The organism is Flavobacterium aurantiibacter (assembly GCF_002251775.1).
Lineage (GTDB): Bacteria > Bacteroidota > Bacteroidia > Flavobacteriales > Flavobacteriaceae > Flavobacterium > Flavobacterium aurantiibacter.
In genome coordinates, this window is the sequence record NZ_NOXX01000226.1 from 38,889 (window position 1) to 64,127 (window position 25,239).

At 39.7% G+C, this 25,239-nt stretch carries 24 protein-coding genes; 11 read left to right on the forward strand and 13 right to left on the reverse strand.

Going from position 1 to position 25,239, the window contains the following annotated elements:
- Positions 1–158: 158 nt before the first annotated feature.
- From CHX27_RS14590 to CHX27_RS14600, 3 genes are all read left to right on the forward strand, one after another.
- Complete coding sequence (locus tag CHX27_RS14590) at positions 159–1,004, forward strand: alpha/beta fold hydrolase (protein WP_094487494.1); 846 nt, start codon at positions 159–161, stop codon at positions 1,002–1,004.
- The gene (gene rluF / locus CHX27_RS14595; RefSeq protein ID WP_094487495.1) at positions 1,005–1,742 is read left to right on the forward strand and encodes a 23S rRNA pseudouridine(2604) synthase RluF; all 738 of its coding nucleotides are present in this window, start codon (positions 1,005–1,007) and stop codon (positions 1,740–1,742) included.
- Positions 1,743–1,807: 65 nt separating this feature from the next.
- Positions 1,808–2,563 carry a tryptophan-rich sensory protein gene (locus CHX27_RS14600; protein WP_094487496.1) on the forward strand — a complete coding sequence of 252 codons (756 nt, stop codon included), beginning with the start codon at positions 1,808–1,810 and terminating at the stop codon, positions 2,561–2,563.
- Between the two features lie 270 nt (positions 2,564–2,833).
- Here the strand turns inward: CHX27_RS14600 and CHX27_RS15855 are convergent, their stop codons facing one another.
- The 3 genes from CHX27_RS15855 to CHX27_RS14610 are packed head-to-tail and all read right to left on the reverse strand — an operon-like array spanning position 2,834 to position 3,508.
- Complete coding sequence (locus CHX27_RS15855) at positions 2,834–3,049, reverse strand: hypothetical protein (RefSeq protein ID WP_243389023.1); 216 nt, start codon at positions 3,047–3,049, stop codon at positions 2,834–2,836.
- A gap of 14 nt (positions 3,050–3,063) precedes the next feature.
- Positions 3,064–3,264, reverse strand: coding sequence for a type II toxin-antitoxin system VapC family toxin (locus tag CHX27_RS15980; protein ID WP_394335708.1), 201 nt, complete (start codon positions 3,262–3,264; stop codon positions 3,064–3,066).
- Complete coding sequence (locus CHX27_RS14610) at positions 3,254–3,508, reverse strand: DUF6364 family protein (RefSeq protein WP_094487497.1); 255 nt, start codon at positions 3,506–3,508, stop codon at positions 3,254–3,256. The genes CHX27_RS15980 and CHX27_RS14610 overlap by 11 nt, the downstream gene beginning before the upstream one ends.
- A gap of 1,016 nt (positions 3,509–4,524) precedes the next feature.
- Here CHX27_RS14610 and CHX27_RS14620 point away from each other — a divergent pair.
- The 3 genes from CHX27_RS14620 (at position 4,525) to CHX27_RS14630 (ending at position 7,786) form a co-directional block, all read left to right on the forward strand.
- Complete coding sequence (locus CHX27_RS14620; protein ID WP_094487499.1) at positions 4,525–4,968, forward strand: hypothetical protein; 444 nt, start codon at positions 4,525–4,527, stop codon at positions 4,966–4,968.
- A 357-nt stretch (positions 4,969–5,325) separates the two neighbouring features.
- Positions 5,326–5,730 (forward strand): hypothetical protein, encoded by a 405-nt coding sequence (locus CHX27_RS14625; RefSeq protein WP_094487500.1) that lies wholly within the window; start codon positions 5,326–5,328, stop codon positions 5,728–5,730.
- Positions 5,731–6,133: 403 nt separating this feature from the next.
- The gene (locus tag CHX27_RS14630) at positions 6,134–7,786 is read left to right on the forward strand and encodes a hypothetical protein (protein ID WP_165764530.1); all 1,653 of its coding nucleotides are present in this window, start codon (positions 6,134–6,136) and stop codon (positions 7,784–7,786) included.
- Between the two features lie 96 nt (positions 7,787–7,882).
- Here CHX27_RS14630 and CHX27_RS14635 read toward each other — a convergent pair whose 3' ends face one another.
- From CHX27_RS14635 to CHX27_RS14645, 3 genes are all read right to left on the reverse strand, one after another.
- Complete coding sequence (locus CHX27_RS14635; protein WP_094487502.1) at positions 7,883–8,767, reverse strand: bifunctional 5,10-methylenetetrahydrofolate dehydrogenase/5,10-methenyltetrahydrofolate cyclohydrolase; 885 nt, start codon at positions 8,765–8,767, stop codon at positions 7,883–7,885.
- Between the two features lie 42 nt (positions 8,768–8,809).
- Positions 8,810–10,147, reverse strand: a complete 1,338-nt coding sequence (ffh, locus tag CHX27_RS14640) for a signal recognition particle protein (RefSeq protein WP_094487503.1) — start codon at positions 10,145–10,147, stop codon at positions 8,810–8,812.
- A 259-nt stretch (positions 10,148–10,406) separates the two neighbouring features.
- Positions 10,407–11,459 (reverse strand): serine hydrolase domain-containing protein, encoded by a 1,053-nt coding sequence (locus tag CHX27_RS14645; protein WP_094487504.1) that lies wholly within the window; start codon positions 11,457–11,459, stop codon positions 10,407–10,409.
- Positions 11,460–11,561: 102 nt separating this feature from the next.
- Between CHX27_RS14645 and CHX27_RS14650 the strand changes: the two genes are divergently transcribed.
- A complete protein-coding gene (locus CHX27_RS14650) occupies positions 11,562–11,987 on the forward strand; it encodes a hypothetical protein (protein ID WP_094487505.1) in 426 nt (141 codons plus the stop codon).
- 1 nt (position 11,988) lies between these two features.
- Positions 11,989–12,276, forward strand: a complete 288-nt coding sequence (locus CHX27_RS14655; protein ID WP_094487506.1) for a DUF721 domain-containing protein — start codon at positions 11,989–11,991, stop codon at positions 12,274–12,276.
- 205 nt (positions 12,277–12,481) lie between these two features.
- Here the strand turns inward: CHX27_RS14655 and CHX27_RS14665 are convergent, their stop codons facing one another.
- The 3 genes from CHX27_RS14665 to bshC form a co-directional block, all read right to left on the reverse strand.
- Positions 12,482–12,901 (reverse strand): nucleoside-diphosphate kinase, encoded by a 420-nt coding sequence (locus CHX27_RS14665; RefSeq protein ID WP_094487508.1) that lies wholly within the window; start codon positions 12,899–12,901, stop codon positions 12,482–12,484.
- A 107-nt stretch (positions 12,902–13,008) separates the two neighbouring features.
- Positions 13,009–16,209 (reverse strand): T9SS type A sorting domain-containing protein, encoded by a 3,201-nt coding sequence (locus CHX27_RS14670; RefSeq protein WP_094487509.1) that lies wholly within the window; start codon positions 16,207–16,209, stop codon positions 13,009–13,011.
- A gap of 121 nt (positions 16,210–16,330) precedes the next feature.
- The gene (gene bshC / locus CHX27_RS14675; RefSeq protein WP_094487510.1) at positions 16,331–17,935 is read right to left on the reverse strand and encodes a bacillithiol biosynthesis cysteine-adding enzyme BshC; all 1,605 of its coding nucleotides are present in this window, start codon (positions 17,933–17,935) and stop codon (positions 16,331–16,333) included.
- 77 nt (positions 17,936–18,012) lie between these two features.
- Between bshC and CHX27_RS14680 the strand changes: the two genes are divergently transcribed.
- Positions 18,013–20,205, forward strand: a complete 2,193-nt coding sequence (locus CHX27_RS14680) for a B12-binding domain-containing radical SAM protein (RefSeq protein WP_094487511.1) — start codon at positions 18,013–18,015, stop codon at positions 20,203–20,205.
- Here CHX27_RS14680 and CHX27_RS14685 read toward each other — a convergent pair.
- The 4 genes from CHX27_RS14685 to CHX27_RS15895 all read right to left on the reverse strand — a co-directional run bounded on the left by CHX27_RS14685 (position 20,202) and on the right by CHX27_RS15895 (position 22,910).
- Positions 20,202–20,594, reverse strand: a complete 393-nt coding sequence (locus CHX27_RS14685) for a ubiquitin-activating E1 family protein (RefSeq protein WP_094487512.1) — start codon at positions 20,592–20,594, stop codon at positions 20,202–20,204. The genes CHX27_RS14680 and CHX27_RS14685 overlap by 4 nt on opposite strands.
- A gap of 6 nt (positions 20,595–20,600) precedes the next feature.
- Positions 20,601–21,281 carry a response regulator transcription factor gene (locus tag CHX27_RS14690; RefSeq protein WP_094487513.1) on the reverse strand — a complete coding sequence of 227 codons (681 nt, stop codon included), beginning with the start codon at positions 21,279–21,281 and terminating at the stop codon, positions 20,601–20,603.
- Positions 21,271–22,542, reverse strand: a complete 1,272-nt coding sequence (locus CHX27_RS14695; RefSeq protein WP_094487516.1) for a sensor histidine kinase — start codon at positions 22,540–22,542, stop codon at positions 21,271–21,273. The genes CHX27_RS14690 and CHX27_RS14695 overlap by 11 nt, the downstream gene beginning before the upstream one ends.
- A 245-nt stretch (positions 22,543–22,787) precedes the next feature.
- Positions 22,788–22,910 carry a hypothetical protein gene (locus tag CHX27_RS15895; protein WP_262494600.1) on the reverse strand — a complete coding sequence of 41 codons (123 nt, stop codon included), beginning with the start codon at positions 22,908–22,910 and terminating at the stop codon, positions 22,788–22,790.
- 143 nt (positions 22,911–23,053) lie between these two features.
- Here CHX27_RS15895 and CHX27_RS14700 point away from each other — a divergent pair, with 143 nt between their 5' ends.
- Positions 23,054–24,478: a TlpA family protein disulfide reductase gene (locus CHX27_RS14700; protein ID WP_133063490.1), complete on the forward strand. Its 1,425-nt coding sequence runs from the start codon at positions 23,054–23,056 to the stop codon at positions 24,476–24,478.
- A gap of 35 nt (positions 24,479–24,513) precedes the next feature.
- On the forward strand, positions 24,514–25,239 hold a 726-nt coding region (locus CHX27_RS14705), incomplete at its 3' end, for a DUF4369 domain-containing protein (RefSeq protein WP_133063491.1).

Sequence of the window (25,239 nt, forward strand, 5' to 3'; positions counted from 1 at the left end):
CACTTAGCATACAAAGCCGTTCGTTTGAACGGCTTTTTTTATGTTCGACATTTCATTATATCCGTAATGTCCAAGCGGCCGCACTGATTTAGCCGCGTATTTTATACAACACCGCCGAAAACCACAAGAATTTCCGACCTTTACCGCAGTTATTTTATATGCATCCGTTTTTGTACCGCATTCTCACCAAATCTATAGGCGCATTTTTAAACGTCTTGCACCTAGTTGCGCCCAAGAAAAGTGATGCTTTAGCTTTCCAGATTTTTTGTACGCCGCGAAAAGGCAAAATTCAGCTCGGAAAAATTCCTAAAGTCTTACAAACTGCCGAGAAAGAAATACACAACATTGCCGATCACGATATTGCCGTGTACCGCTTTCCAGGAAACGGTAAGAAAATTTTGTTGGTTCACGGTTGGGAAAGCAACAGCAAACGTTGGAAGAAACTCCTTCCCTACCTCAAAAAAGCCCAATTTGATATTTATGCAATCGATGCTCCAGCACACGGAAAATCGTCGGGTACGCTCTTTACCGTTCCGCTTTACGCAGAAGTCATAGCCGCTATGATTCAGAAATTCGGAATACAACAGCTTATCGCGCATTCTATCGGCGGATCGGCAAGTATTTACGCTTTGCACAAAAGCAATCCGGAAACGGTCGAAAAAGCGGCTATTTTAGGTGCGCCATCCGATTTAGATGTACTCATTTCTAATTACGCCCGCATTTTATCGCTGCGTCCGAGAAATGTTCGCGGACTCACACAAACGTTTTCAACGAGATTTAATGTAGAAACACAGTTGTTCTCCAGTAAAATCTTCGTTAAGTCGCTGCAAATTAAAGGTTTCGTTGCGCACGACGCCCACGACGATGTAGTTGCCTTCAGCGAAAGCGAAAAAATTATTGCTAACTGGAAAGATGTTACCTTCGTACCGACCAAAAAATTAGGTCATTCGTTGCACGATGCGAATCTCTACCAACAATTACTCAGCTTTTTAAAAGCCTCATAAATGACCAAACGAATCAATAAGTACATTTCCGAAAGCGGTTTTTGTTCGCGAAGAGAGGCCGACAAGCTGGTTGCCGAAGGTCGGGTTCGAATTAACGATTCCCTAGCCGAACCCGGAAGCCAAGTTGCCGAATCCGATGTGGTTTATGTCGACGGAAAAAGCATTAAACTACAGCAAAGAAACGTGTACTTAGCGTTTTACAAGCCAGTGGGAATCGAAACTACCACCAACCAAAATGTGCGCAACAACGTTATTGATTACATTAAGTATCCCGAACGCATTTTTCCGATTGGCCGACTCGACAAAGCCAGCGAAGGATTATTACTACTAACCAACGACGGCGATATCGTCAATAAAATATTGCGATCGCGAAACAACCACGAAAAAGAATACACCGTCACGGTAAACAAACCCATAACCGAACGCTTTATTAGCCGCATGGCCAACGGCGTACCGATTTTAGATACGGTGACTAAAAAATGTAAAGTCACGCAAATTAGTCAATACGTTTTTAAAATTGTGCTTACGCAAGGTTTAAACCGCCAAATTCGCCGCATGTGCGAGTATTTGGGTTACGAGGTTACTGCGCTCAAACGCATACGAATCATGAACATTGTTTTGGATTTGCCTGTCGGAAAATTTCGAGAATTGCGTGTCGACGAACTGACCGAATTGCAGCAGTTAATTGCCGAATCACACGGAACTGCCGAAAATTCCGAGATCGACGATTTCGATTAGATTTTGTTGGTAACACCCGATAACTAAAGGTTTTTTTCTAATTTTAAGGCAGAATCCTGCGCGCTATGAGTTACAAATTTTACAAAATCTTACTTTTTCTTGCAACGGCATTTATGCTGTATGGCAATTACCTCACTGGCTCAGGAAACTACCACGGCAGCAGTATCGGCGCGGTTTCGGCACAGTATCAAACCTTGCTAACACCGCCGGGTTACACCTTTGGAATATGGAGTTTGATCTTCCTTTTTCAAATTGGTTTTTCGATTTATTTACTCGTAAAACCTACGTTGCCGCTCGATAAAATCAAAAAAGTGATGGCCGTTTTAATCGTACATCACGTGGCAAATGCCACTTGGGGTTTTCTGTTCATCGATGGTTATACCACGGTGGCGCTGCTTTCCCTAGTCACTCAGGTATTGTGTTTGCTGTACGCCGCCGATCGTTTGCTTTCCGAGTCGAACGAGAGTTTTACGTACGCCAAATATCTCGCCTGGGCTCCAGCTTTAAACTTGGGTTGGGTTACGTTGGCAACGGTTTTAAATGCCGCGATCGTGTGTTTAAAATCGGGCTTCGAATTTTTCAAAACGCTCGAGCAACCTATTGCAATTGTTATGGCCGTTGTGGCTACGGCAATTGTTTTTCAAATTTTCTACCACCGCGTAAAAACCATAATCGTTATTTTACCCGCTTTGTGGGCATTCGGAACGCGTGCAGCTGAAAGTGAAATTCCGGTTGCTATCCAAATTACGCTGATACTATGCGCATTAGCACTGGTTGCGGGCTACTTTTGGAGAATTAACAAAGACAAATTAGCGTTGTAATTTTTTGGGCGGCATTTCGCGCTTTCCGTTTCAATAAAGCTTTGCAACAGCCGTTTTTGCAGTTACCAGCAAAGCTTCCGCAGGTCGCTTTTCCTGCAACGCAAACACAGGCCGTTGCCACAACTTTATTTCCTCTGCAATCGCGGCCGCGGGCAATCGTTACCGGAAAAATCGTTGGGAACGAGCGTGTTTTAAAACGTTTTGTTTGGGTTCGTTCTGATTTGGAATTTTTATGTTTTGGTGAGGGATGTTGTGGAGGGGTTAGGTGTGTTAGTTGTTATTTTTCTCTTTCATTTTTAGGAAATTCAACGGAGTCATCACAGCAATTGAAGAATTTCTGTAATCTTTTATATTTCTCGTGATAATCACATCTAAGTCTTTTATGGTTAGAGCGGAAGAATATTGAATAGAATCTTCATAATCAGAAAAATCATTTTTTAATGCTCGAACAATTTCTGTTTTAGTTGTTCCAATGATTTCAGTCATTTCTGTCAACGTTTCTATAACTTCAATTTTTTTTTATGACCTAAAAATCTTCGAACTACGTAGTATATATTGTTAATACTAACAGCAGACAAAAAGAGTTTAACACTTCCTTGTTCATTCAGTTCAAAAAGCTCACTTGCAGGATTCGCATGCGGTTCTCTGTCGGTGAAAAAATCGATCACAACATCAGAGTCTACAAAAAGTTTATATGCCATATTTTTTAGAAAGTTCTTCAGTTAAAATTTGTTTGTAGTCGAAATTATCATCCGTTTTGATAATTCCTCTTAACTTTCTAACTTTCGGTGAGAGCTGTTTTTCTTTTATTTCTGCTCGATTGACAGTAACAAACTTGAAATAGTTTTCAACCATTTCTGAAAGGCTTTGTCCTTTTTCTTTTGCGTATTCTTTCGCAATTTTAATGACTTCTTTTTCGATTGTCAACGTTAATTTGGTGTTCATTTTCCTTTCATTTTCAACAAAGATACGTGCTTATTTTTACTAATACGACACGTGTTAAAATGATGGTTAACTCATTAATTGGCGTGATTCCCTTCACTTTCTTAATTTTTAAAAACAAGATTAAATCATTTAATAACAACACCTTGCATCAAAAAATTTATGCGTGTTTTGAATGTGCTAAACTGAAAACTTGTTTCGCCTTTTGTGCTACTCATTACATTTGTACCTCGCTAATTTATGGGATTATCTCCTGCTAAAACTACCTACTTATAGGTATTTTTCCACTAAACGTTAGTAACGTATGCCCTAGCCCCGGTTGCAGCGGCAGCCCAGAGTGCAGAAAGCGTGTGTGAATTGGGCTAAAAACGGCGACCCAAGAAGCCNAATACTTTACATTGACCCAGATGGAAGAGATCCAATCATAACCATAACAAATAAAGTTGTAGGTTACGCATATCAAAAAATAGTTGGTTCTTATAACGCAGGCAAATTTGCTTATTATACAATAAAGGTACCTATATATCAAGTTAATGTGACCGACGATGAAGATCCAAAATTCAAGATGAGCTTCATGGTTACAAGAGATGCTTGGAAAGTAAACAAAGATGGTGGAAACACTATGACTTTAGATAATCTTGCGTTTGAACCGGCAGCAGAAAGTTCAAATGAATATGTTACAGATTACATTGCTCCATATCCACACAAAAACGATACAGCAGCATTTGAATTAGAGCAAAATGGTAGTAATATTTTGAATTCCGCACCAAGAAAAAATGATAAAGGAGAGAATAGCACAACTGCAAGTAGTGTTATGCTTCATGTAGGAGGTATTTATAAAAATGAAGAAGAAAATAGGATTAGACACTCGGGTTCGTTGGCTTGTTTCACTATTGTTAACCCAAATAATTCTTCTACAAATACCTCAGACGCAGAAACTAAAAGAGTTATTAATGGCATTACTAAGCAAGCGAATAAAACTAATTCGGTTGTAAAAATAATAGTCCAACCTAGAAAATATGTACAAAGAACAAAAACAGTTATTAAACCTACTAAGTAATTTATTTCTATTGTCTTTGGTTGTTATTTCCTGTAAAAGCGAATATAGCGGCAATTTAAAGATCATTTATGCTTATTATACTGAAAATTCAGGCTGTCCTGCATTTATTAAACAAGAGGGAAGAACATTAACAATTGAAAAAACATATAAATATAAAGATGGTAAATTAACAGAATTTCAGGCTTGTGCATCAGAAGGACTTTACACAAAATTTTTTGAGAAAGACAATCATTATACAAATGAGGATTTGTTAGTTAAAGATCTTTCTTTAAAAAAGGTAAACGGTGATGTAATTTTATTTAATAAAGTATATCCTATACTTCGGATAAATAGTGATACCATATTTGCAGAAATTACAAAAAACAAAGATTATTTGATTATCACAGGTAACATCCCAAATTAAAATAGTAAATCCTTAAAGTAGGGGCTTTTTTATATCCGCACGAATCCCGAGGCGTGGTTGTAGATAGTGTATTAAAATAGTATAGTAGTGTTAACTTTATGGCGCAATTGTGTTACCTATATAAAAAAGTGAATTTACCTCATCTGCTCGGCAAAGCCTCCAATGCAATCCCTGCCAAATTACCAGAGTCACCCGATAGCACGGTAGCGGATAATTAGTTATGGCGAAGTTGCCCAAAAAAGAACGGGTTAGTACTTTTGTATTTTTTAATGGAAAGAGTTACCTACTAGCTATTCTTAAATTTACCCTTTGAGGAAATCGTAGCTTTAGCGGAGATTCTTCGAACACCGATAAAAAATGTATTTCAATTTGAAAAAATTACTACTCATTTTTGTCTTTATTCTGTCATTCTACTCCTGTTCCAATCAGAAAGTGAACGAAAAAGCAGAAGCAGAAAAAGACTTCTCGCTCTTGAAAATAGAATTTTTCTTCTCTGAGGCGAAACAACTTAATAGAATTTACGACAAGGTGGAATGTTATGCAACGGGCGAAAATGGTGATGTCTCCATGATTAGTACCATTCCAAAAAACAACTGGGAGTATTTTATGATCGATGTTAAAATGAAAACAGCATGGAATTCTAAAGCTGATAATGTAACCCTAACGGCAGAGGTAGAAGATACAGGAGTTTACGTTCAATTTATTTTTAAATATATCAATTCTAAATGGCAACTCATAAAGATTATTGACTCAAGTACTTAAAATTTAAACCCTGCACTAATTATTACAATTCAAGCTACAATGTTTTCTTTTAGGTCATTGAAAACCACTCACTCCTTTTTTGACCAAAATAACGATCCGGTGAGCGGCGCAATCCTTGATCCAAAATCTCGGGAAGGACAGGATTTTGTGNAGAGTGCAGAAAGCGTGTGTGAATTGGGCTAAAAACGGCGACCCAAGAAGCCGGTTTTGGCCCTATGAACACCGCTTTTTGCACGAGGACTATAGCGTAAAACGGGATGAGCTGCTTAAAAATACAGCAACTTAAAGCTTTGATAATTTTGCTGATGCTTACCTATTAAATCAAACACCGTTATATTTGTTGTTGTAGTAAATTATGCTCTATCACATCGAAAGCTTTGTTTTGAGCCGCATTATTATTTTTATGACACTAAATAAGCTTCTAGAAGAAAATAAAAACAAACTAAAAACAGCTAAAAAACTAACTGTTCGCGATTTAGATCAAACAGACGAAGATACTTTTGTTGCTTACGTAGATGAAAACAAGGAAAGTTTCGATGTTCAAATAATTTTTGATGCGAAAAAAAACATAAAGGGAACCAATTGCGATTGTGAAAATGGTGGTATTTGCAATCACATTATTGCGCTGGCCCATTTTTTATCGGAGAAAAAAACCGAGAAAGTTATCGTAAAAAAGACACCTAAAAAGAAATTGACGGAAATTGAGTTAGTACTCGAAACCGTATCAAACGACGATTTACGTCTTTGGCTTGCGGAACTCTTGAAAAAGAACAAAGAAATTGCCTTTATTTTTAAAAATGAATTTGATTTAAAAGCAGCTGTTATTGACGAAGCAACCATAAAAAAGACCATTCAAGATTGTATTTTTTCAGTCGTAGCAAAAAGAAGAAAAATCGAAACGAATGAGCTTAAAAAAATAACCGACGCTTTGTTACTCGCATTAAAACCCATAGAAGATTTTATTTTTAGTACTGTGATAGATGAGTCTAAATATAAACTCGTGAAAGCATTGACTACTGAGATTGTAGATTTTAGACGCAGATACTACATTTCGAGTCCTCGAATAACAAAATTGATCGAAAACATTTACAACAATTTAGTACTGTCGTTATTTAAAATTAGCGATTTTGACGTATGGCAAACGAGTATGCAATTTTATTTTTCACTCTTGTTCGAGCAAGAAATGTATACTACTGATATTGAGCTTTGCCAAAGCATTTACGAACATTCAAAATCAAATGAAATTCAAAAAAATGCTATTGCAAGATTTGTTGCACAGCAAGTAAATGCAATTCACGTTAAAGCTCAAACCGACTATTTTGGTTTTAACTATGAATTGGAAAAACTCTTTTTTAGAATTTTTATAGATAACAACTTGTTCGACGAGAACTACAGTAAATTTAGACCGAGAAGTTATCAAAACGACTACAATTGCGCGTTGATTGGAGCCTTAATTAAATGCCGACAATTTGAAAAGGCCGAAGAATATTGTATCGAGCAAATAAATAGGAATGTCAATGAAAATTATAACATACCGTATGTTAAGTTTTTGATTGGCATTTACGAGGAAAGAAACGATGTTCAAAAACTTACTTCTTTGTTAAGTTCTCACGGAAAACACATCTATGAAATTGAAAAGTATCTTTTCATGCAGGCAAATGCTCCAGCTGAGGCATTTAAAAAATACCGAGTTGCCATTTTAAACAAGGCGAGATATGCGATCCAAAATGGAAGTACGCAAGCTTTTGACTTTTATTTTGAGGTAAAAAAACTCGATGGAAAAACCTTTGATTTGCTAGAGCTATTGCGAACTAGTTACCATAGTGGTATCATAGATAAGTACAAAGAAACTGCTTTACAACTCAGTGAATCAAAATTTGTTAAGGATGTTTGTAGTATGTCGTTTTACTATTCTACAAATGAATCGGATTTCACAAATATTGCCAAGTACATCTATAACCATGTAGAAAGAAATAAACTTAAAGTATACCTTTCTAGCGTATCAGCCTATTATAGAAACGATGTATTTAGAATTGTTGAGCAACTATTGCAGTAGAGCAAGCGTAAAAAAATGAGTTAAAAAAACCGCAAACCAACTTCTTTGACTATCTAACTGCAATTCCGCAACTTTAAAAAACTGTAGCTAAAAAAGTTACTTCACCAACCTGCGTTGCTCTCTTGCTAAAAGCGTATTTTTTAGAAGCATTGCAATTGTCATCGGACCAACACCACCGGGAACGGGAGTAATGTACGAGGTTTTCTTGCTTACGTTTTCAAAATCAACGTCGCCCGTAATGCGGTAACCTTTTGGTGTTGTATCGTCGGCAATGCGCGTAATTCCCACATCGATAACTACGGCGCCGTCTTTAACCATCTCGGCTTTTAAGTAGTTGGGAACGCCCAAAGCTGTGATGATGATATCGGCTTGGGTAGTAATTTGTGCGATGTTCTTTGTGTAACTGTGCGTGAGTGTAACAGTCGAATTTCCGGGAAACCCTTTTCTACCCATGAGAATACTCATCGGGCGGCCAACAATGTGCGAGCGACCGATAACTACGGTGTGTTTCCCTTTGGTTTCTACGTTGTAACGCTCTAATAATTCGAGAATTCCGAAGGGCGTGGCAGGAATGAATGTCGACATATCGAGCGCCATTTTTCCAAAATTCTCCGGATGAAACCCGTCGACATCTTTGCTCGGATCGATAGCGTTAATGACTTCCTGCGTATCGATTTGATCCGGTAGAGGAAGCTGAACGATGAATCCATCGATGTTATCGTCGGCGTTAAGTTGATTGATTTTTTTGAGTAGTTCGGTTTCGGAAGTAGTGCTGGGCATCCGAATGAGGGTCGACTCAAATCCAACGCGTTCGCAGGCTTTTACCTTACTGTTTACGTAGGTTAAACTCGCGCCGTCGTTTCCAACGATGATTGCAGCCAAGTGCGGTACTTTTTCGCCTTTGGCTTTCATGGCTGCAACCTCAGCTGCGATTTCGTTTTTTATGTCTTCCGCTGTTTGTTTCCCGTCTAAAATATTCATAGTAGTTGTGTTGTTGTGTTATCGGGAGAAAATGCGGCTTGCTTATCGCATACCTTTCATGCCGCCCATCATCTTCATCATTTGCTTACCGCCGGGGCCTTGCATCATTTTCATCATTTTACTCATTTGATCGAACTGTTTCATCAATTGATTTACTTGTTCGATTTTGGTTCCAGAACCTTTTGCAATTCGGTTTTTACGTCTTGTATCAATTAACGTTGGTTTGCTGCGTTCTTCAGGAGTCATCGAATAGATAATGGCTTCGATGTGCTTGAATGCATCGTCTTGAATGTCGATATCTTTCATTGCTTTGGAAGCGCCGGGAATCATTCCGATAAGGTCTTTCATGTTACCCATTTTCTTCACTTGTTGAATTTGGGCAAGGAAATCGTCGAATCCGAATTGGTTCTTTGCGATTTTCTTTTGAAGTTTTCGTGCTTCTTCCTCATCGAATTGAGCTTGGGCACGTTCTACAAGCGAAACCACGTCGCCCATTCCCAAAATACGATCGGCCATACGTGAAGGGTAAAACGCGTCGATCGCGTCCATTTTCTCGCCAGTACCGATAAATTTAATGGGTTTATTTACGACCGATTTAATCGACAATGCTGCTCCGCCACGTGTATCACCATCGAGCTTTGTAAGAACAACTCCATCGAAATTTAGTCGATCGTTAAAGGCTTTTGCTGTATTAACGGCATCTTGACCTGTCATCGAATCCACGACAAATAGCGTTTCATGCGGTTGGATGGCTTGATGCACGCGGGCAATTTCGTCCATCATTTCCTCATCAACAGCTAAACGCCCAGCGGTATCGACAATTACTAAGTTAAAACCGTTAGCTTTTGCGTATTTGATGGCGTTTTGCGCGATTTCGACCGGATTTTTGTTCTCGATTTCCGAGTAAACCTCCACGTCAATCGACTTACCTACTACGTGCAACTGGTTAATTGCCGCCGGACGGTAAATGTCGCAAGCCACCAAAAGTGGTTTTTTATTTTTCTTGGTTTTAAGGTAGTTGGCTAATTTTCCGGAAAAGGTTGTTTTACCAGAACCTTGCAAACCAGACATCAATATTACAGTTGGATTGCCGGAGAGGTTAACACCTGCAACATCGCCGCCCATAAGGTCTACCAATTCGTCTTTCACTAATTTCACGAGCAGTTGTCCCGGCTGTAGTGTCGTTAAAACGTTTTGTCCAATAGCTTTATCTCTAACGCGTGCGGTAAAATCTTTCGCAATTTTAAAGTTAACGTCGGCATCGAGTAAAGCACGACGAACCTCTTTCAAGGTTTCAGCTACGTTGATCTCGGTAATTTTACCGTGTCCTTTTAGTATGTGAAATGCTTTGTCGAGTTTTTCGCTCAGATTATCAAACATGGTCTTTCGGAATTTTGAGGTGCAAAGATAATCGAATCAACTTGTTTTTGGAATAATGAGGTGGTATTTGACACCAATTGCTTATCATTTTGTTTAGCTATTGACTTACGAAGAAGTATCTTTTTGGTTTTAGGCCAGAGATAAAATGACAATAACGAAACAAGAATTAATATCGATAAAAAGCTGGAACTGCTTAAACACTAAATTGATTGCGACAATAGGACTGAAAAGTACTAATAGATTTAAAAACTCAGGCAGTTCATTGAATAACCGCATTTATTTTTTGCCACAGCGCATCGTCAAAATCGGATAAGGCAAAGTTAGTACCATCGGCCGAATCGCCCATGCGTATAATAACGAGCTTTCGAGAAGGAACGATATAAATTTTTTGATCGTTTTTACCCAGCGCACAATACATATCTGCCGGAGCACTTGGAATCAAACTTCCGTTAAATTGAAACTGTAATTGAGGCAAGCGGTACGTGCTTTCTCCGTTAATCCACCACATATAACCATACGCCCGATTCAAATTTTGCGAGGTTTGGGTAGCAGCATCACAAAACGCTTCGGGTACAATTTGCTGATCAAACCACTTTCCTTTTCTACTCATCAACAAACCAAAACGTGCCATACTTTTTGTATTGCTGCTGTACACACTCAAGTCTTCACCCGAGCTAAACCAAAATCCGTTCATGCCAATTTTGTCGCGAAGGTTCTCGTTAAAATATGTAGCCCAGGTTTTGTTTGCAACCTCCGAAACAACGTCTTGCAATTTCACATAAACATTGTGATACGCCCAACGCGTGCCCGCATCGGCTACGTATTGTAAATTTTCTGGTGCTACACTATTTCCCAACGAATCATCGAGACCGCTGGTCATGGTTAGTAAATTCGAAACTTTAATCAATTGCTCTTTGTTTGCGGGTAAAGACGTCCAGCCTGCGCCTAAATAGGTCGAAACTGCTGCGTTTACATCGAGTAATCCTTGCTCGGCGGCAATTCCGGTACAAGCCGTTGTAAGCGTTTTTCCTGCGCTGGCCCAATACCAAAGCGACTGTGCCGAATGTCCGTTAAAATACTGCTCACTAACAATCCTTCCGTCGTACAAAATCATGAAACTTTTGGTGTTTTTGAGTTCCAAAAAGGCGTACAAATCCGAAAATGCTGCTGTATTCCAGCCCAAAGATTCGGCCGTAACTGTCTCCCACGTTGCGTCGGTAGTTGGGTAATACAGCGTGTCGGGCTGCGGATTATTATCCGAATCGTTGTTGCCATCGGCAACTGCAAGCAAATAATGCCAAAACAAAGACAAGTGGTAGTATTGAAAGTTTCATAAGAAAAACATTTATAATCGTATGACTATTTCCTTTAGCAAAGGTTTAAAGTACGGCAATAATTAGATAATTTTACAGCTATGAAGCTTTTAATTAAATCGGCATTTTTATTTGTTTGCCTTGGGGTAGTGAGTTGTAAAGATAGCATTCCGGAATCGGATTTGGCTTACTTAAACGGTTATTGGGAAATCGAAAAAGTAGAATTACCCGACGGCGATAAGAAAGAGTATAAAGTAAACGAGTCCATTGATTTCATACAGGTAAAATCGCGCAACGGCATTCGAAAAAAAGTGTATCCCCAAATCGATGGGCGCTACTTAGTTAACGACGTTCAGGAACGTTTTACAGTTACCGACAGCGCAGGAATTTGGTTATTGCGCTACGAAACCCGATACGGAAAATGGTCGGAAAAAATCATTGCTATAGACAGCTCTTCCTTAGAAATCGAAGGAGCGGCTGGAGCGATCTATTTCTACAAGCGTCCGCAACCTTTTAGTATCAAGTAAGATGAAATCCAACGAAAATTCGATTGCAGCCGTATTGCAAGAACTCATTGCACGAAATAAATGGCAACGCGGACTCGACAAAACCGAGGTACCAGCCGCGTGGTTCGACGTGATGGGATCGGGCGTAAAAAGTTACACACTCTCCGTCGATTTTAATGAAGGTACGTTGTATGTGCAATTATCATCGTCGGTGTTGCGTCAGGAGTTGCAATTCGGAAAGGATAAAATTGTAAAGATGCTTAACGAGCACTTACGTCGGGATGTTGTTAAAGAAGTGGTACTTCGTTAGGTAACGGTTTTCTTGCAGCAGGGATGGCAGTGAAAATCCTGCCACGAGCGGCAGTTGCCGAGTGGCACCCAGATAGCTATCGGGGGCAGCGTACAGCCCGGTGCCGACCACGGCGATTTTCGATGAAGCAGCAATTCTGGGAGGCAGCTGCCATAAAAAAAGTCGACCCTAAAGCCGACTTTCTTATATCTAAACTTCTACTAAATTAGAATATTTCACGACCTGCGAAGTGAAATGCTGCTTCGATGGCTGCATTTTCGTCGCTATCAGAACCGTGAACGGCATTCTCACCGATTGATTTTGCATATGCTTTACGGATGGTACCTTCAGCGGCTTCTGCTGGATTGGTAGCGCCGATCAGTGCACGGAAATCTTCTACTGCATTTTCTTTTTCAAGAATTGCTGCTACGATTGGTCCGCGCGACATGAATTCTACTAATTCTCCGTAAAACGGACGTGCAGCGTGCACAGCGTAGAATTTTTTCGCATCGGTTTCCGACAAGTGCGTTAATTTCATTGCGACGATTTTAAAACCGCCGTCGGTAATCATTTTCAAGATGTTTCCGATATTACCTGCTTCAACTGCGTCAGGTTTAATCATCGTAAAAGTACGATTCGTTGCCATGTTTTTAAATTTTCGGCAAAAGTACAACATACATTTTACTTTTCGGCAATAAAAAAAGCCCCGTTGAAACTAAATCAACGAGGCTCTTTTCGTATCTAATTCAAATTCTAGTTGCGTACTAATTTTGCGGTATAGCTTCCGATTTCGGTTGAAATCTTGGCAAAATACATTCCAATCGGCAAGTTACTGGCATTTACTTTTGCTTGTACATCGTTTACTTGAGCTTCGTAAACTAATTTTCCAGTGATATCGAAAACGCTTACTGATTTAATTTGTGTAGAAGCTGCATCGATTGTCCAGCTATTATTTGATGGATTTGGATACGTTTTGATGTTTGCTTTATTGAATTCACCGACAGATGCAGGAATTTCGAAGTTGAATGCACCTGTAAGTCTGTTAAAGCTTACGTTATAGGTTCCTTCTTCAACTGGAAATTCGCTTCCGGCGAGATTCGCAGTTCCTTGTGGGAAAGTACCGTTACCCCATTTAGTTTCATCTGTTTGGTTTTGGCGGAAATAAAGCGAACCGTTAACAAGTACTACTGCTTCTCGCGTGTAGTTGATACCATCGGTGGATATGAATAAAAGATCATTTCCAGACGTTTCAGAAACCGCACTTCCAATTAAACTAATTTCAACAAAATCAAAGCTGTATGCCTTCGTACTTAAGTTGTAGTTAACGTTGAACACGTTTTCTGTAGTAGGAATATTTGGACCGTTTAATACGGCGATACCAGAAGGGAACGTATCAGAACTGAAATCTCCAGAACCAGGACCATTGTTTACCACAAAACGAACCGGACCACCAACAAACGCAATCGCTTTAGAAGAGAAGCTAACATTGTCTGTTGTAGTCATCATTATTGAACTTTCTTGTTCAAGTAAACCTGCACCTGCAATTTGAACACTTATTTGAGGAGTAACGTTTTCAAGTTCGAAAGTGTATGCGCCTGTAATTCGGTTAAACGTAATGGTATAAGAACCCGTTTCAGGAATATTGATTTCAGGACCATCTTGTGTTCCGATACCACTTGGGAAATCGGCGCTTCCCCAGTTTACAGCCCAGTTAGCATTTTCTCTGAATTTAAGCTGACCTGCAGTAAGGTCTGCACCAGAAGCCTGGTAATTGATGCCGTCGGTTGTTGCTAAAAATCCATCAGGCCCGTCCCAACCAGCAACTGCTGGTCCGACGATACCGATTTCCACAAATTTGAAATCGTACGCGCCAGTTGATCTATTGAAATCTACGTTATAACGATTCGCTACAACAGGAATATCTGGTCCACCTTGTACACCAGTTCCTGTTGGGAAATCAGCGCTTCCCCAATTGTTGCCATTCCAGTTTCCACCTTCGCGGAATTTAACAGGACCTCCAACGAAATTACGTGCATTCAATGTGTAATTTACTCCGTTTGTAGTGGCCATAGCTACTGGTGTATTCCAATTGATAAAGCCATCTCCCAACAATTCGATTAGTGGGAAACCGGCGCCAGCAAAGTCGTACGCACCTGTAAGGCGATTAAATGTTACTGAATATGTTCCTGCTGGTACAGGAATATCGCCACCGTCTTGAACACCTACTCCGTTTGGAAAACCAGTAGCACCCCAGTTTACTGTCCAAGCATCGTTTTGTCTAAACTTAACTGTTCCCGCAAGGAAAGTAGTTTCTGGAAGTGTGTAAATAATTCCGTTTGTAGTGGTTAAATTTAAATCAGTGTCGGAAGTTAGTGTTCCGTCTAACGCTGATCCGATTAGTCCGATTGATGGGAACTCGCCCACAGCTGCAAATTGATATGCTCCAGTTGAACGTGTAAACGTAACATTGTACGTTCCTGCAATCACAGGAATATTATCGCCCCCTTGGTTACCGATACCTTCTGGGAACAGTGTACTACCCCAGTTTGTATCCCAAGCATCGTTTAATCTGAATTTAGCTAATCCGTTTGTGAATGTATAATTAGAAAGTGTGTATGTTTCACCATCGGTTGTAACTAGATTAACGTCTGGACCTGCAAATCCGTTTGCGTTTACTGCTGTTCCAAGAATACCAACTGTTGGGTGTGTTGGGGTTCCGATAAACTCGTATTGTAAATTAGTCGAGTAGAATTTAACAGTATAAACACCTGCAGTTACAGGAATATTTACTCCCGGATTCTGTGCAAAACCATTAGGGAAGTTTGGTCCTCCGTATGAAGTTACCCAAGCATCGTCTAAACGAAACTTGGCTTCACCGTTTGTAAATGTGTAGTTTTCGAGTACGTAAGTGATTCCATCTGTAGTGGTCATATTCACATCATCACCATCAAAACCAGAAGCTGAAACTGCAGTTCCTATGATACCTACATTTAAGGCAGGAATCGGTGTTTCGAAACTATATGCACCGGTGATTCTATTGAAGTTGACAGTGTAATCGCTTTCTGAAACAGGGATATTTGGACCATTTTGTGTTCCAACTCCGGTAGGGAATGCGTCTGCACCCCAATTTAAAGACCAAGAATCGTCTTGACGGAATTTCAATAGACCATCTACAAATGGATAATTGTAGAGCGTGTAATTAATACCATCTGTGGTAGTTAAGTTAATGTCCGGTCCATCAAATCCGTTCGTAGCGCCTGTAGCAGTACCAATCATACCAATACTTGGTAGAGTAAAGGAGTATTCGCCGGTTTGTAGGTTGAAATACACTTTGTAAAGACCTGCTGGTACGTTGATGTTTGCACCGTTAATAGTTGCAGTACCGTTCGGGAAAGTAGTTCCACCGTAGTTGGTATCCAAAGCATTGTCTAGTCTAAATTTAACCTGACCTGCAGAGAATTGCGTATACGTTAGGTAATAATTGATTCCGTCTGTAGTGGCAAGATCGGTATCAGCTACATCAAATCCTCCCAAAGCAGTTCCCAAGATGCCTACAGAAGGAAAATTCGCTGTCGGTACAAAGGTGTAAGCTCCTGTATTCGAATTGAAGGTAACATTGTAAACACCACCAACCGTTTGAATATTCTGCCCGTTGTTTACGGCAGTGCCCGCCGGAAATTCAAGGACACCCCAGGTAATTGTCCAAGCATTATTAGCTCGGAACTTAATACCACCTTCAACTCCCGTAGGCGAATTAGCTGTGGTAAGAACTAAATTCTCGTACGTCCAATTCACACCATCCGTAGAAACCATTTGGTGCACGTCTGTCGGACCCGGATTTCCTGGTTCGTTCGGCCAACCTCCGGCTGCTTCCCCCACAATTGCAACCGATGTAACCTGCCCAAAAGTTAGCGCAGTAAACAACATTGCGATAAAAACGTAGATTTTTTTCATATCTGTACTTTTAAAGTGATTTTGACGCTAAAAGTACAAATATTTAACATTAAGAAATTACACGGAAATCGCTAATACAAAAGCGAAAACGTTTTCGTGCTGATAACTTTTTGAAATAGTTTTACGTGTCGGCAATGAAGACCGCTAATTCAGACTTAAAAGGTTCAAATTCTTGAAGTAAGGTATCGATAAATGCGGCGCCGAATTCCGCATAAAAAACCGAAAAATTCAAAATGCGTTCCTGAAACTGATTAAATGGAAAAACAAACTGCCGCAATGCTAAAGCTCGCACAATTTCATCGGCACTTTTTCGCTTCTGCGCAAGCAATAAACGCTTCTCTAATTTATCTAAACCGTTAAGCTGCTTTTTCTTCTGGGCCGCAACCGCGCCAGCAAACGACTTATCGGTCCGAGCAATCAAGCCCTCTAAATGTGCAAACGTACTTTCAATAACAGCTCGTTCGCGATCTAAACTCAATGGAAAATCTGCCGACTGTATTGCTACGCGATTACTTAAATCGGTAACCGACCGAAGTAAATCGTTTATTTCTAACTGCAAGCGTTCGATTTTTTGAAACTGTTTTCGCTGTAATACAACGGCAGCGTTTCTAAGTTTTAGGATGGGAAAAGTAACGCCAACAGCTTCGAACATGGATTTCAACTGCAACCAATACGCCAACTCCCCTGCTCCACCGATATAAACCAAGTTGGGAAGAATTACTTCCTCGTAAAGCGGACGTAATATAACATTCGGACTAAATCGCTCCGGAAACTCTTGCAATTCATTTCGCAATTCGGTTTCAGTAAAAACAATATCAGTGTCTACTACGCGAAAGCGCTGTTCTTCTTTAACGATTCGGTTTCGCAAACCAGACGTTAGATAAAACAAATTGATTTCTCGCGGATTTACTTGAACCGAATACGATTTTAGCTTTTCGTTGGTTTGGCTAACTGCTTTAAAAGAAAATTGTTCGAACAACTCGCGTTCTACATTAGGAACAAAAAGTTGTTTGAGCGCCCGATCGTCGCCATCAACAATAATCAGACCGGTATCACCAAAAAGCGTGTTTACCAGCAAGCGCGTTGCAGCGGCTAAACTGGTTTCTTGTAAATATACTTTTTTGAATAAATGTGCAATTTCTTGCGCATTCTTACCCGTATTGAATTCCGATTCTAGAAGTTTAGCTATTTGTTCAAGACCAGCAGTATCTAATCGGCCAACAGCTCCTTGCGCTTCCTTTTGCCATTTGAGCTTGCCTTTATTGGTTACTAAGCTCGATATTTCTTCAAAATCGTGATCTTCGGTGGCCATCCAATACACCGGAACAAATTGATAATCGGGATATTGAACTTGCAAAGCTTTTGCTGTATTTATTGCCGAAACAATTTTATAAACGAAATATAGCGGCCCAGTGAACAAGCTCAGTTGATGTCCTGTTGTAACCGTAAACGTATGCGATTCTCGCAGTGCAGTTAAATTTGTTCGAACCGCCTCCGTGAGCTCAAAACCTTGATATTGAACTTCTAACGCAGCAACTAAGGTTTTCCTGTGGTAATCTGAATAGTTTTCCGACTTTTCTCGAATTTGATCTGCATAAGATTCAAGCCGATCCGGACGATGATAAAAATCCCGAACCGCAGCTGCTTCTTGCAAATAATCGACGATAAGTTTGCTGAACAAACCAGTCTCTGTATACGGAATAACGCGCTTTTCGAATGTTGGCATATCAGGCAAAGTTACGCAAATTGAACGGCTTGATGTAGCATCGTAATTACATAACTTTGCACGCAAATCCGCAACGCTTGTCTGTCGTACTTTTCATACCGCCGTTTACCCAACTCAATACGCCTTATCCGGCTACGGCCTACATTAAAGGCTTTTTAAATACACAAGGTATTGAAGCATTTCAAGCCGATTTAGGACTACAAGTTGCTACTCGTATTTTGTCGAAAGCGGGTTTAGAAACTATTTTTTCTTCCACTTACGTGAATGGAAAAGCAGTTGCCCGAGATGTCGTTTCCGAACGGATCTTACAACTGAAAGAACAATACATCCAGTACGTGGATCCGGTGGTGCGTTTTTTACAGGGAAAGAATCAAACTTTTGCCAACCAAATTGTTAACGGAATTTTGCCGGATGCTCAGCGAACCCAAGACGATACCGATTTGGAATTTAGTTTTGGCAGTTTGGGAATTACCGACAAAGCAAAATATCTGGCAACGCGCTTTTTGGAAGATTTAGAATATTACATCGGCGTGAATGTCGACGAGCATTTTGGATTTACGCGTTACGCCGAACGTTTAGGACGAAGCGCAAATTCGTTCGACGATTTATACACAGCTTTACAGCAGACGCCAACTTTTACCGATACGCTGCTTTTTTCGGAAATCGATAAACTCGAACTCGCCGCGAATACCGAATTGATACTACTCACGGTGCCGTTTCCAGGAAATTTGTACAGCGCATTTCGAATTGCGCAACATGCGAAAAAACGAGTTCCGAACGCTAAAATTGCATTAGGTGGCGGATTTGCGAACACCGAATTGCGGTCGGTTTCCGATCCACGTGTGTTCGAATTCATTGATTTTATCACACTCGACGACGGCGAAGCACCGATTTTACAACTCATTCACAACATTCGGGAGAATAAGTTCGACACTTTTAAACGCAGTTTTTTCTGCGAAGGCAACGAAGTGCGTTACGTCAACAACAGTCTGATTCCCGATTTTAAACAAAACCAACTCGGAACGCCCGATTACAGCGACTTAAAATTAAACGATTATATGTCGCTTATTACCTTGGCCAATCCGATGCACAAATTATGGAGCGACGGTCGGTGGAATAAACTCACGATGGCGCACGGCTGCTATTGGGGAAAATGTACGTTTTGCGATATCTCGTTAGATTACATTGGCATTTACGAACCCGCAACTGCGAAGCTTTTGTGCGACCGTGTAGAAACATTGATTGCAGCAACCGGCGAAACTGGTTTTCATTTTGTTGACGAAGCCGCTCCACCTTCGCTAATGAAAGCCTTTGCTTTGGAAGTTCTTCGGCGAAAGCTTGTAATAACCTGGTGGGCAAATATCCGTTTTGAAAAAAATTTTACCGACGATCTTTGTCAGTTACTCGCTGCGTCGGGATGCATTGCGGTTTCAGGTGGTTTAGAAGTGGCTTCCGACCGATTGTTAAAACTCATAGATAAAGGAGTTACGGTAGCTCAAGTAGCTCAAGTAACACGTTCGTTTACAGAAGCTGGTATTTTAGTTCATGCTTATTTGATGTATGGGTATCCGACACAAACCGTTCAGGAAACCGTTGATAGTTTGGAAATGACACGTCAGCTGTTTGAATCGGGAGTGATCCAATCGGGGTTTTGGCATCAGTTTGCGTTAACTGCGCATGCGCCGATCGCTAAAAAGCCCGAGGCATACGGTGTGAAAATTAAAGCAACCACACACCAATTTGCTTTAAATGATTTAGAATTTACCGATAAAACGGGCATTGATCACAGCATTTTTTCGGGCGGATTAAAACACTCGTTGTACAATTACATGCACGGCGTTGGCTTTGATATTCCGCTGCATAATTGGTTTGATTTTAAAATCCCTAAAACAACAATTCCAAAAAACTATATTGTTTCTATTTTAGAAAACGAACGAAATTTAGACTTAAATGCACACAAACAAATCGTTTTTCTTGGAACCACACCCATTCTTAACGAAAAGACGATTCAAAAGAAGGGCCGTGAATTCACAGTTTCGGAATTAGTTTATGTTACTAAACGAGGAGAGATTCGTATAAAGGCTGAAATTGAATTTTTACAATTCTTGCTTGAGATCACGAAATTAGCTGCGCAGTTTCTGAATGGTGGTCAGAAATTCACTGTGGCTAATGCTGAAAAAATAGCTTTGGAAAGCGGTCTCAATTTCAACGAGTTTACAAAAACAAAACCGTTTCAATTAGCTAGAAACGGCGGACTTTTGCTTGTTTAACGTTTGCTTTTCTTTTTTCTATATTTTTCAAACAATTCGACTTGATTTGGATTGAGAATGGGTTTTAGCTGTTCTTCAAACTTGAGTCGTTCTACTTCAATTTTTTCCATTTTGCCTTCGTCGGGCGCATCGGTTGCTACTATGACATCAACTTTAGCCTTGAAATCTACCAAGTAACCGCGAATAATCGCCGCCTGAAAATCGTCTAATTTTATTTCTTTGGTAAGCTCTTTTAAAGATTCTTCGAGCATATCCACTTTCTTAGTTTCTCTGGGTGGCGTTGGTGCCATTCCCATACCGTTGCCGCGTCCCATACCCATTCCTTGACGCATTTGGCCCATCGCCGAAAGGCTAAAAACAAAGCAGCAAATTAAAATTAATTGTTTCATAATTAATTATTTAACGACAAATTTAAATCCAATTCCGTGTAAGTTTTCAATTTTAACTTTTTCATCACTCTGAAAAATTTTGCGTAAACGCGAAACAAAAACATCCAAACTTCTTCCCAAAAAGTAATCGTTTGTACCCCAAATTTCAACCAAAATGGTTTCTCTTTTCAAAACGGCATTTTTATTCTTCAAAAATAAAGTCAATAAAGCCGCTTCGCGCTCGGTGAGCAGTGTATTTCCGCTTGGTCCGACAACTTCGTAGTTTTCTTTATTGAAACGAAAATCGCCAAAAATCTCAAAACTTTCTTGCGATGTTGTCTTTCCAGAGCGTTTCAAAAAAACCTCTAATTTCAACAACAGTTCTTCAATAGAAAAAGGTTTTACCAGATAATCGTCGGCGCCGAGTTTCAAACCGCGAATCCGATCTTCTTTCAAGGTTTTTGCCGAGAGAAAAATGATTGGAACTTCGGTATTTTGTTTGCGAATTTCCGTTGCAACTTCAAAGCCATCAAATTTTGGCATCATAATATCGAGAACACATAAATCGAAGTTTTCGCTTTTAAATGCCGCGATCGCCTGTTCGCCATCGGTACAATGATGCACTTCAAAACCGTTTTCCTCGAGATTTTCCTGGGTTAGAAATGCCAAAGTTGCGTCGTCTTCTGCGTATAAAATTCTAGCTTTCATGCTTCTTCATTTCAAACTGAATAATTAAACCGGATGGCTTGTTGTGTAAAGCTGTAATCTTCCATTTGTGCAAATTTGCCACGCGCTTCACATAATGCAAACCTAAGCCAAAACCGCGAACTTCGTTGCGTTTGCCCGTATTTTCGCGGAAAAACTTGTCAAAAACATGTGGTAGGGCTTTTGTTTGTACCCCTATGCCGTTATCGCCAAAGCGGAGTAAAATGGCCGAAGCGCTCTCTTCTACAGCAATCGAAATTTCAGGACTTTGATTGCAGTATTTAATCGAATTATCGATGATATTAAAAACAACATTTTTAAAATGAAACGGATCGGCTACAAGCTCGAAATCGGCGTCAAATAACCGTTTGATTACCAAATCGGGAACTTTCAAACGCAAATTGCCCTCCACTTCATTGAGTAAATCGGTAAATCGAATGCGCTCTACACAAATTTGCATACCGCCGTGCTCCGATTTGGCCATGGTAAGCAAATTTTCGATGTGTTTGTTGAGTTGTAAACTTTGGTCGACAATAATCTTACTGTACGCGTTTAGCTTTTGGTGCTCCGGATTTTGCGTTTTCTTCTCCAAGTAATTGGAAGCAAGCAAAATAGACGATAGCGGCGTTTTAAACTCGTGCGTCATGTTATTGATAAAATCGCGCTGTAATTCGCCGTACCGTTTCTGCTGCAGCAACATAATTACAGAATATAAATAAATGAGCAGTATGAGCACTAATGCGGCAGTTGCGAAAATCCACACCTTAAAATTGCCGAGTAAGTAGCTGGTTTGTTCTGGAAACCGAATGGCGAAATAGTAAACGAACGATTTGTGTTTTGGAAATTCGATTTGGTGAGCCGTTTCAGGCGCATGATCGCTTAGTTGAACAAAATCGCCGTACACCATTTTATCGCTTTCGCAGTTGTACAAAGCGTATTCGAAATTGGTTTGAATGCCAAATTTCTGTAGTTCTTTTTTGAGATAAAACTCCAAAACTTGTGGTTCAAAGTCGTTTTCAACATTAACCACGAAATAATCGTTTGCCATTTTTCGCACCGGATTTACCGGCGGAAGCTCGTGGTTAGTACCTTCGTACAAACTTTTAACCACTTCGAGTAAAGCCAAACGCACGTTTCCGCTGAACTTTTTTTCTTCGAGATCGAAGGCTTCACGCGTCCATAAAATTTGTGCAATCAAAATACCTATGATGGCACAAAAGCCGGCAACAATGATAATATTGAGTTTAGAGAACTTAAATTTCATAGCGCAATTATACTGCTTTTGCTTGGGATTTTGAGCGCTTAACAACTCGTTAACAAGGACTTGAAAAGGATGAATTATTTGATGGTTTTAGTAAAAATCTGAGTTCGCTGAAAAAGCAATGTTAGAACGCTTAAAACGTGCAAACTGTGAAATCAAATAATAATCCAGATGAAAAACTGTTGCGTTAGAGCTTACTTCCTTAGATTTCTTTACGATACTATAACGAAAACAAATCCGCTTTGTAATTAGGCATTTATCTGTCTTATGACCGCAATTTTTAAATCGAAGTCAGGTTGAAAAGAAATTACATTCATTTCTGCAAAATACCGAAGTGTTATTCCGCCCACGGATTCCTTTTGATGAATCATAGAATTTACTGCTGTCTGGAAAACGGATGCAATGGCACGATTGTTTTTTCCGCGAAAGCGCTAAAAAAACTAACTTTTGAGTACACTAGAAAAGTCCGAAATTCGTTAGGTTTATGAGCGTATTAAACAACTAAACCGAAAACGTGAACAATTATTGCAGTGCGAATTACCTGTTTATTTTCCTGCTCTTTATAGCTTTGATGAGTTGCTCCGATGCTAAAAAAGAAAAACAGGGGCTCGATGTGGATGGAGAAAACACGTGCACGATTATACTGGTTAAACCTAAGATTTTAGATACGATAAAACATTCGAAATCGTCTTTCACCATGCTTCCCAAACCGATAACCTACTGCAAACAAGGTAGTTTTATTGAAGAAGAACTAAAATTCACACAGGGAAAAACAGATACGATTTCCATAAAAACTACCCAGCCTATTTACCTATCGTTACAATATGGATTACAGTTTGTAAATACCTATAAAATTTCGGTTGGAGATACTGTTTTTATCACGTTTAAAAATCATTTTCCCTATTTAACTGATAAACAAACAGGAAGAATACAGAAAGCGTTAAGTTATTTTAATGAGTCAGAAAAGCCAGCTGAGGACGAACTCAGCTTTTTTAGTAGAAACGGTCGGTTTAAAAATGATGCTGAAAAAGCGAGCGATTCGCTGTTGTTGAAAAAGCGCAACAACAAACTAGAAAGCTATTTAAAAGCGCTTTATGCAAAAAAAGAAATCGATTCGCTGGAGTATCAACTTGGTATTATTCCGTTGTTGAATACTCGAACACTTGAAACTGAAAAAGCGAGTGTAATACTGCGTAAGTCCTATAATTTTGCGATTGGTGCCAACTGTGGTTTAGTTATTGCAGCATTTGAGAAGCTTCATAAACCGGCGCTAATTCGCTTGGCTAATCAAAGTATGATTGATTATGAAGGCTTATACAATTCTGTTTGGGCTGATACTGCCATACATTCAGACACGAGAAAATACTTGCTTTTTTACTATTTAAAGCAACTAGCCGTTTTCAGTTCAAAAGAAACGTTCGCGAAGTACTTTCAAATGTTTATAAGCTATTCGAAAAGCAAAGAAGCAGAAGCGTATTTTAAGCGTAGCTATCCGAAACTCTTTGCAAATTCGAGTTACGCGGCTTCAAATTTGGCTTTAGTTAGTGCCCGCAACGAAAAAACTACATTGAAAAAAATTATAGCTGAGCATCGTGGGAAGCTGGTTTATGTTGATTTTTGGGCGAGTTGGTGTGCACCGTGTCGGGCGGCTATGCCCGCGTCGAGAGAACTGCAAAGAAAATTCCCGGATGTAATTTTCATTTACATTTCAATCGATGAGTTTTCCGGTAAATGGCTTGAAGCCTCGAAGCGCGAAAAGTTAAGTCCACAATATTCATTTTTAGCAACTGAATTTCCGTACGGATTATTTTTTAAAAACCACAACATCAACAGTATTCCTCGTTACATGCTTTTCGACAAGAAAGGTGTGTTGGTTGATGCAAATGCGCCGCATCCCGACGATAAAAAGATTGAAGCAGCTCTGAAGCAGTGGAGATGAAACTGAGATTACATACATGATCAAGCATATCAATTATGAAAAACCATCTATTAGTTATTTTGTTATTAGGATTTTATCAAACGTACTTTGCTCAAAATCAACAGAAAGGATTTACACTCAAAGGAAAGGTACAGGGAGAAAAATACCAAGGATATATGTATTTGATGTATGATAGAAAAAAAGACAGTTGCTTGGTTGTGAACAATAAATTTGAATTCAAAGGCAGCGTGAAATACACAAGTGGTGCACTAATTGGCACCGATTATTCGCCGGCAGATCGCGATATTTATCTTGAAAACACGGCTATTTCTTTGAACATTTTGCTCAAAAACGAATGTATCGCTGGCGTTGTTCCCAAGATATATCCGGTTATTTTATCGTTAGAAGGAACCGAAACCGAAAAAATGCAGTCGGATTTTAGTTTGTTTAAATTGAATGCTGCCAATGACGAAAACTACCCGATAAAAATCTACGATAAGCTCGTTGAACTAGCGAAAAAACAGCCGCACAATAGCTTTGTTGGCAATACGCTTTTGGAACTAATCGACGAAGGTGTTCCATTCACAGGAGCTCAAGTTCAATTGCTGTTAGACTCCTTAGATTTAGAATTTCAGAATTCGAATGTGGTTCCGTTGTTGTTGCAAGAAATGCAAAACCTAAAAAATCCCGAAATCGAGCAAAACATCATCGACTTTTCCTTACCCAATCCAAACAACGAGCTGATTTCGCCAACACAATTTAAAGGCAAATACTTGCTAATA

What these genes read in the sequence shown, in the direction of transcription:
- CHX27_RS14590 (WP_094487494.1), top strand. Translation starts at nt 159, where the DNA reads ATGCATCCGTTTTTGTACCGCATTCTCACCAAATCTATAGGCGCATTT.
- rluF (WP_094487495.1), top strand. Translation starts at nt 1,005, where the DNA reads ATGACCAAACGAATCAATAAGTACATTTCCGAAAGCGGTTTTTGTTCG.
- CHX27_RS14600 (WP_094487496.1), top strand. Translation starts at nt 1,808, where the DNA reads ATGAGTTACAAATTTTACAAAATCTTACTTTTTCTTGCAACGGCATTT.
- CHX27_RS15855 (WP_243389023.1), bottom strand. Translation starts at nt 3,049, where the DNA reads ATGACTGAAATCATTGGAACAACTAAAACAGAAATTGTTCGAGCATTA.
- CHX27_RS15980 (WP_394335708.1), bottom strand. Translation starts at nt 3,264, where the DNA reads ATGGCATATAAACTTTTTGTAGACTCTGATGTTGTGATCGATTTTTTC.
- CHX27_RS14610 (WP_094487497.1), bottom strand. Translation starts at nt 3,508, where the DNA reads ATGAACACCAAATTAACGTTGACAATCGAAAAAGAAGTCATTAAAATT.
- CHX27_RS14620 (WP_094487499.1), top strand. Translation starts at nt 4,525, where the DNA reads ATGTACAAAGAACAAAAACAGTTATTAAACCTACTAAGTAATTTATTT.
- CHX27_RS14625 (WP_094487500.1), top strand. Translation starts at nt 5,326, where the DNA reads ATGTATTTCAATTTGAAAAAATTACTACTCATTTTTGTCTTTATTCTG.
- CHX27_RS14630 (WP_165764530.1), top strand. Translation starts at nt 6,134, where the DNA reads ATGACACTAAATAAGCTTCTAGAAGAAAATAAAAACAAACTAAAAACA.
- CHX27_RS14635 (WP_094487502.1), bottom strand. Translation starts at nt 8,767, where the DNA reads ATGAATATTTTAGACGGGAAACAAACAGCGGAAGACATAAAAAACGAA.
- ffh (WP_094487503.1), bottom strand. Translation starts at nt 10,147, where the DNA reads ATGTTTGATAATCTGAGCGAAAAACTCGACAAAGCATTTCACATACTA.
- CHX27_RS14650 (WP_094487505.1), top strand. Translation starts at nt 11,562, where the DNA reads ATGAAGCTTTTAATTAAATCGGCATTTTTATTTGTTTGCCTTGGGGTA.
- CHX27_RS14655 (WP_094487506.1), top strand. Translation starts at nt 11,989, where the DNA reads ATGAAATCCAACGAAAATTCGATTGCAGCCGTATTGCAAGAACTCATT.
- CHX27_RS14665 (WP_094487508.1), bottom strand. Translation starts at nt 12,901, where the DNA reads ATGGCAACGAATCGTACTTTTACGATGATTAAACCTGACGCAGTTGAA.
- CHX27_RS14670 (WP_094487509.1), bottom strand. Translation starts at nt 16,209, where the DNA reads ATGAAAAAAATCTACGTTTTTATCGCAATGTTGTTTACTGCGCTAACT.
- bshC (WP_094487510.1), bottom strand. Translation starts at nt 17,935, where the DNA reads ATGCCAACATTCGAAAAGCGCGTTATTCCGTATACAGAGACTGGTTTG.
- CHX27_RS14685 (WP_094487512.1), bottom strand. Translation starts at nt 20,594, where the DNA reads ATGAAACAATTAATTTTAATTTGCTGCTTTGTTTTTAGCCTTTCGGCG.
- CHX27_RS14690 (WP_094487513.1), bottom strand. Translation starts at nt 21,281, where the DNA reads ATGAAAGCTAGAATTTTATACGCAGAAGACGACGCAACTTTGGCATTT.
- CHX27_RS14695 (WP_094487516.1), bottom strand. Translation starts at nt 22,542, where the DNA reads ATGAAATTTAAGTTCTCTAAACTCAATATTATCATTGTTGCCGGCTTT.
- CHX27_RS15895 (WP_262494600.1), bottom strand. Translation starts at nt 22,910, where the DNA reads ATGATTCATCAAAAGGAATCCGTGGGCGGAATAACACTTCGGTATTTT.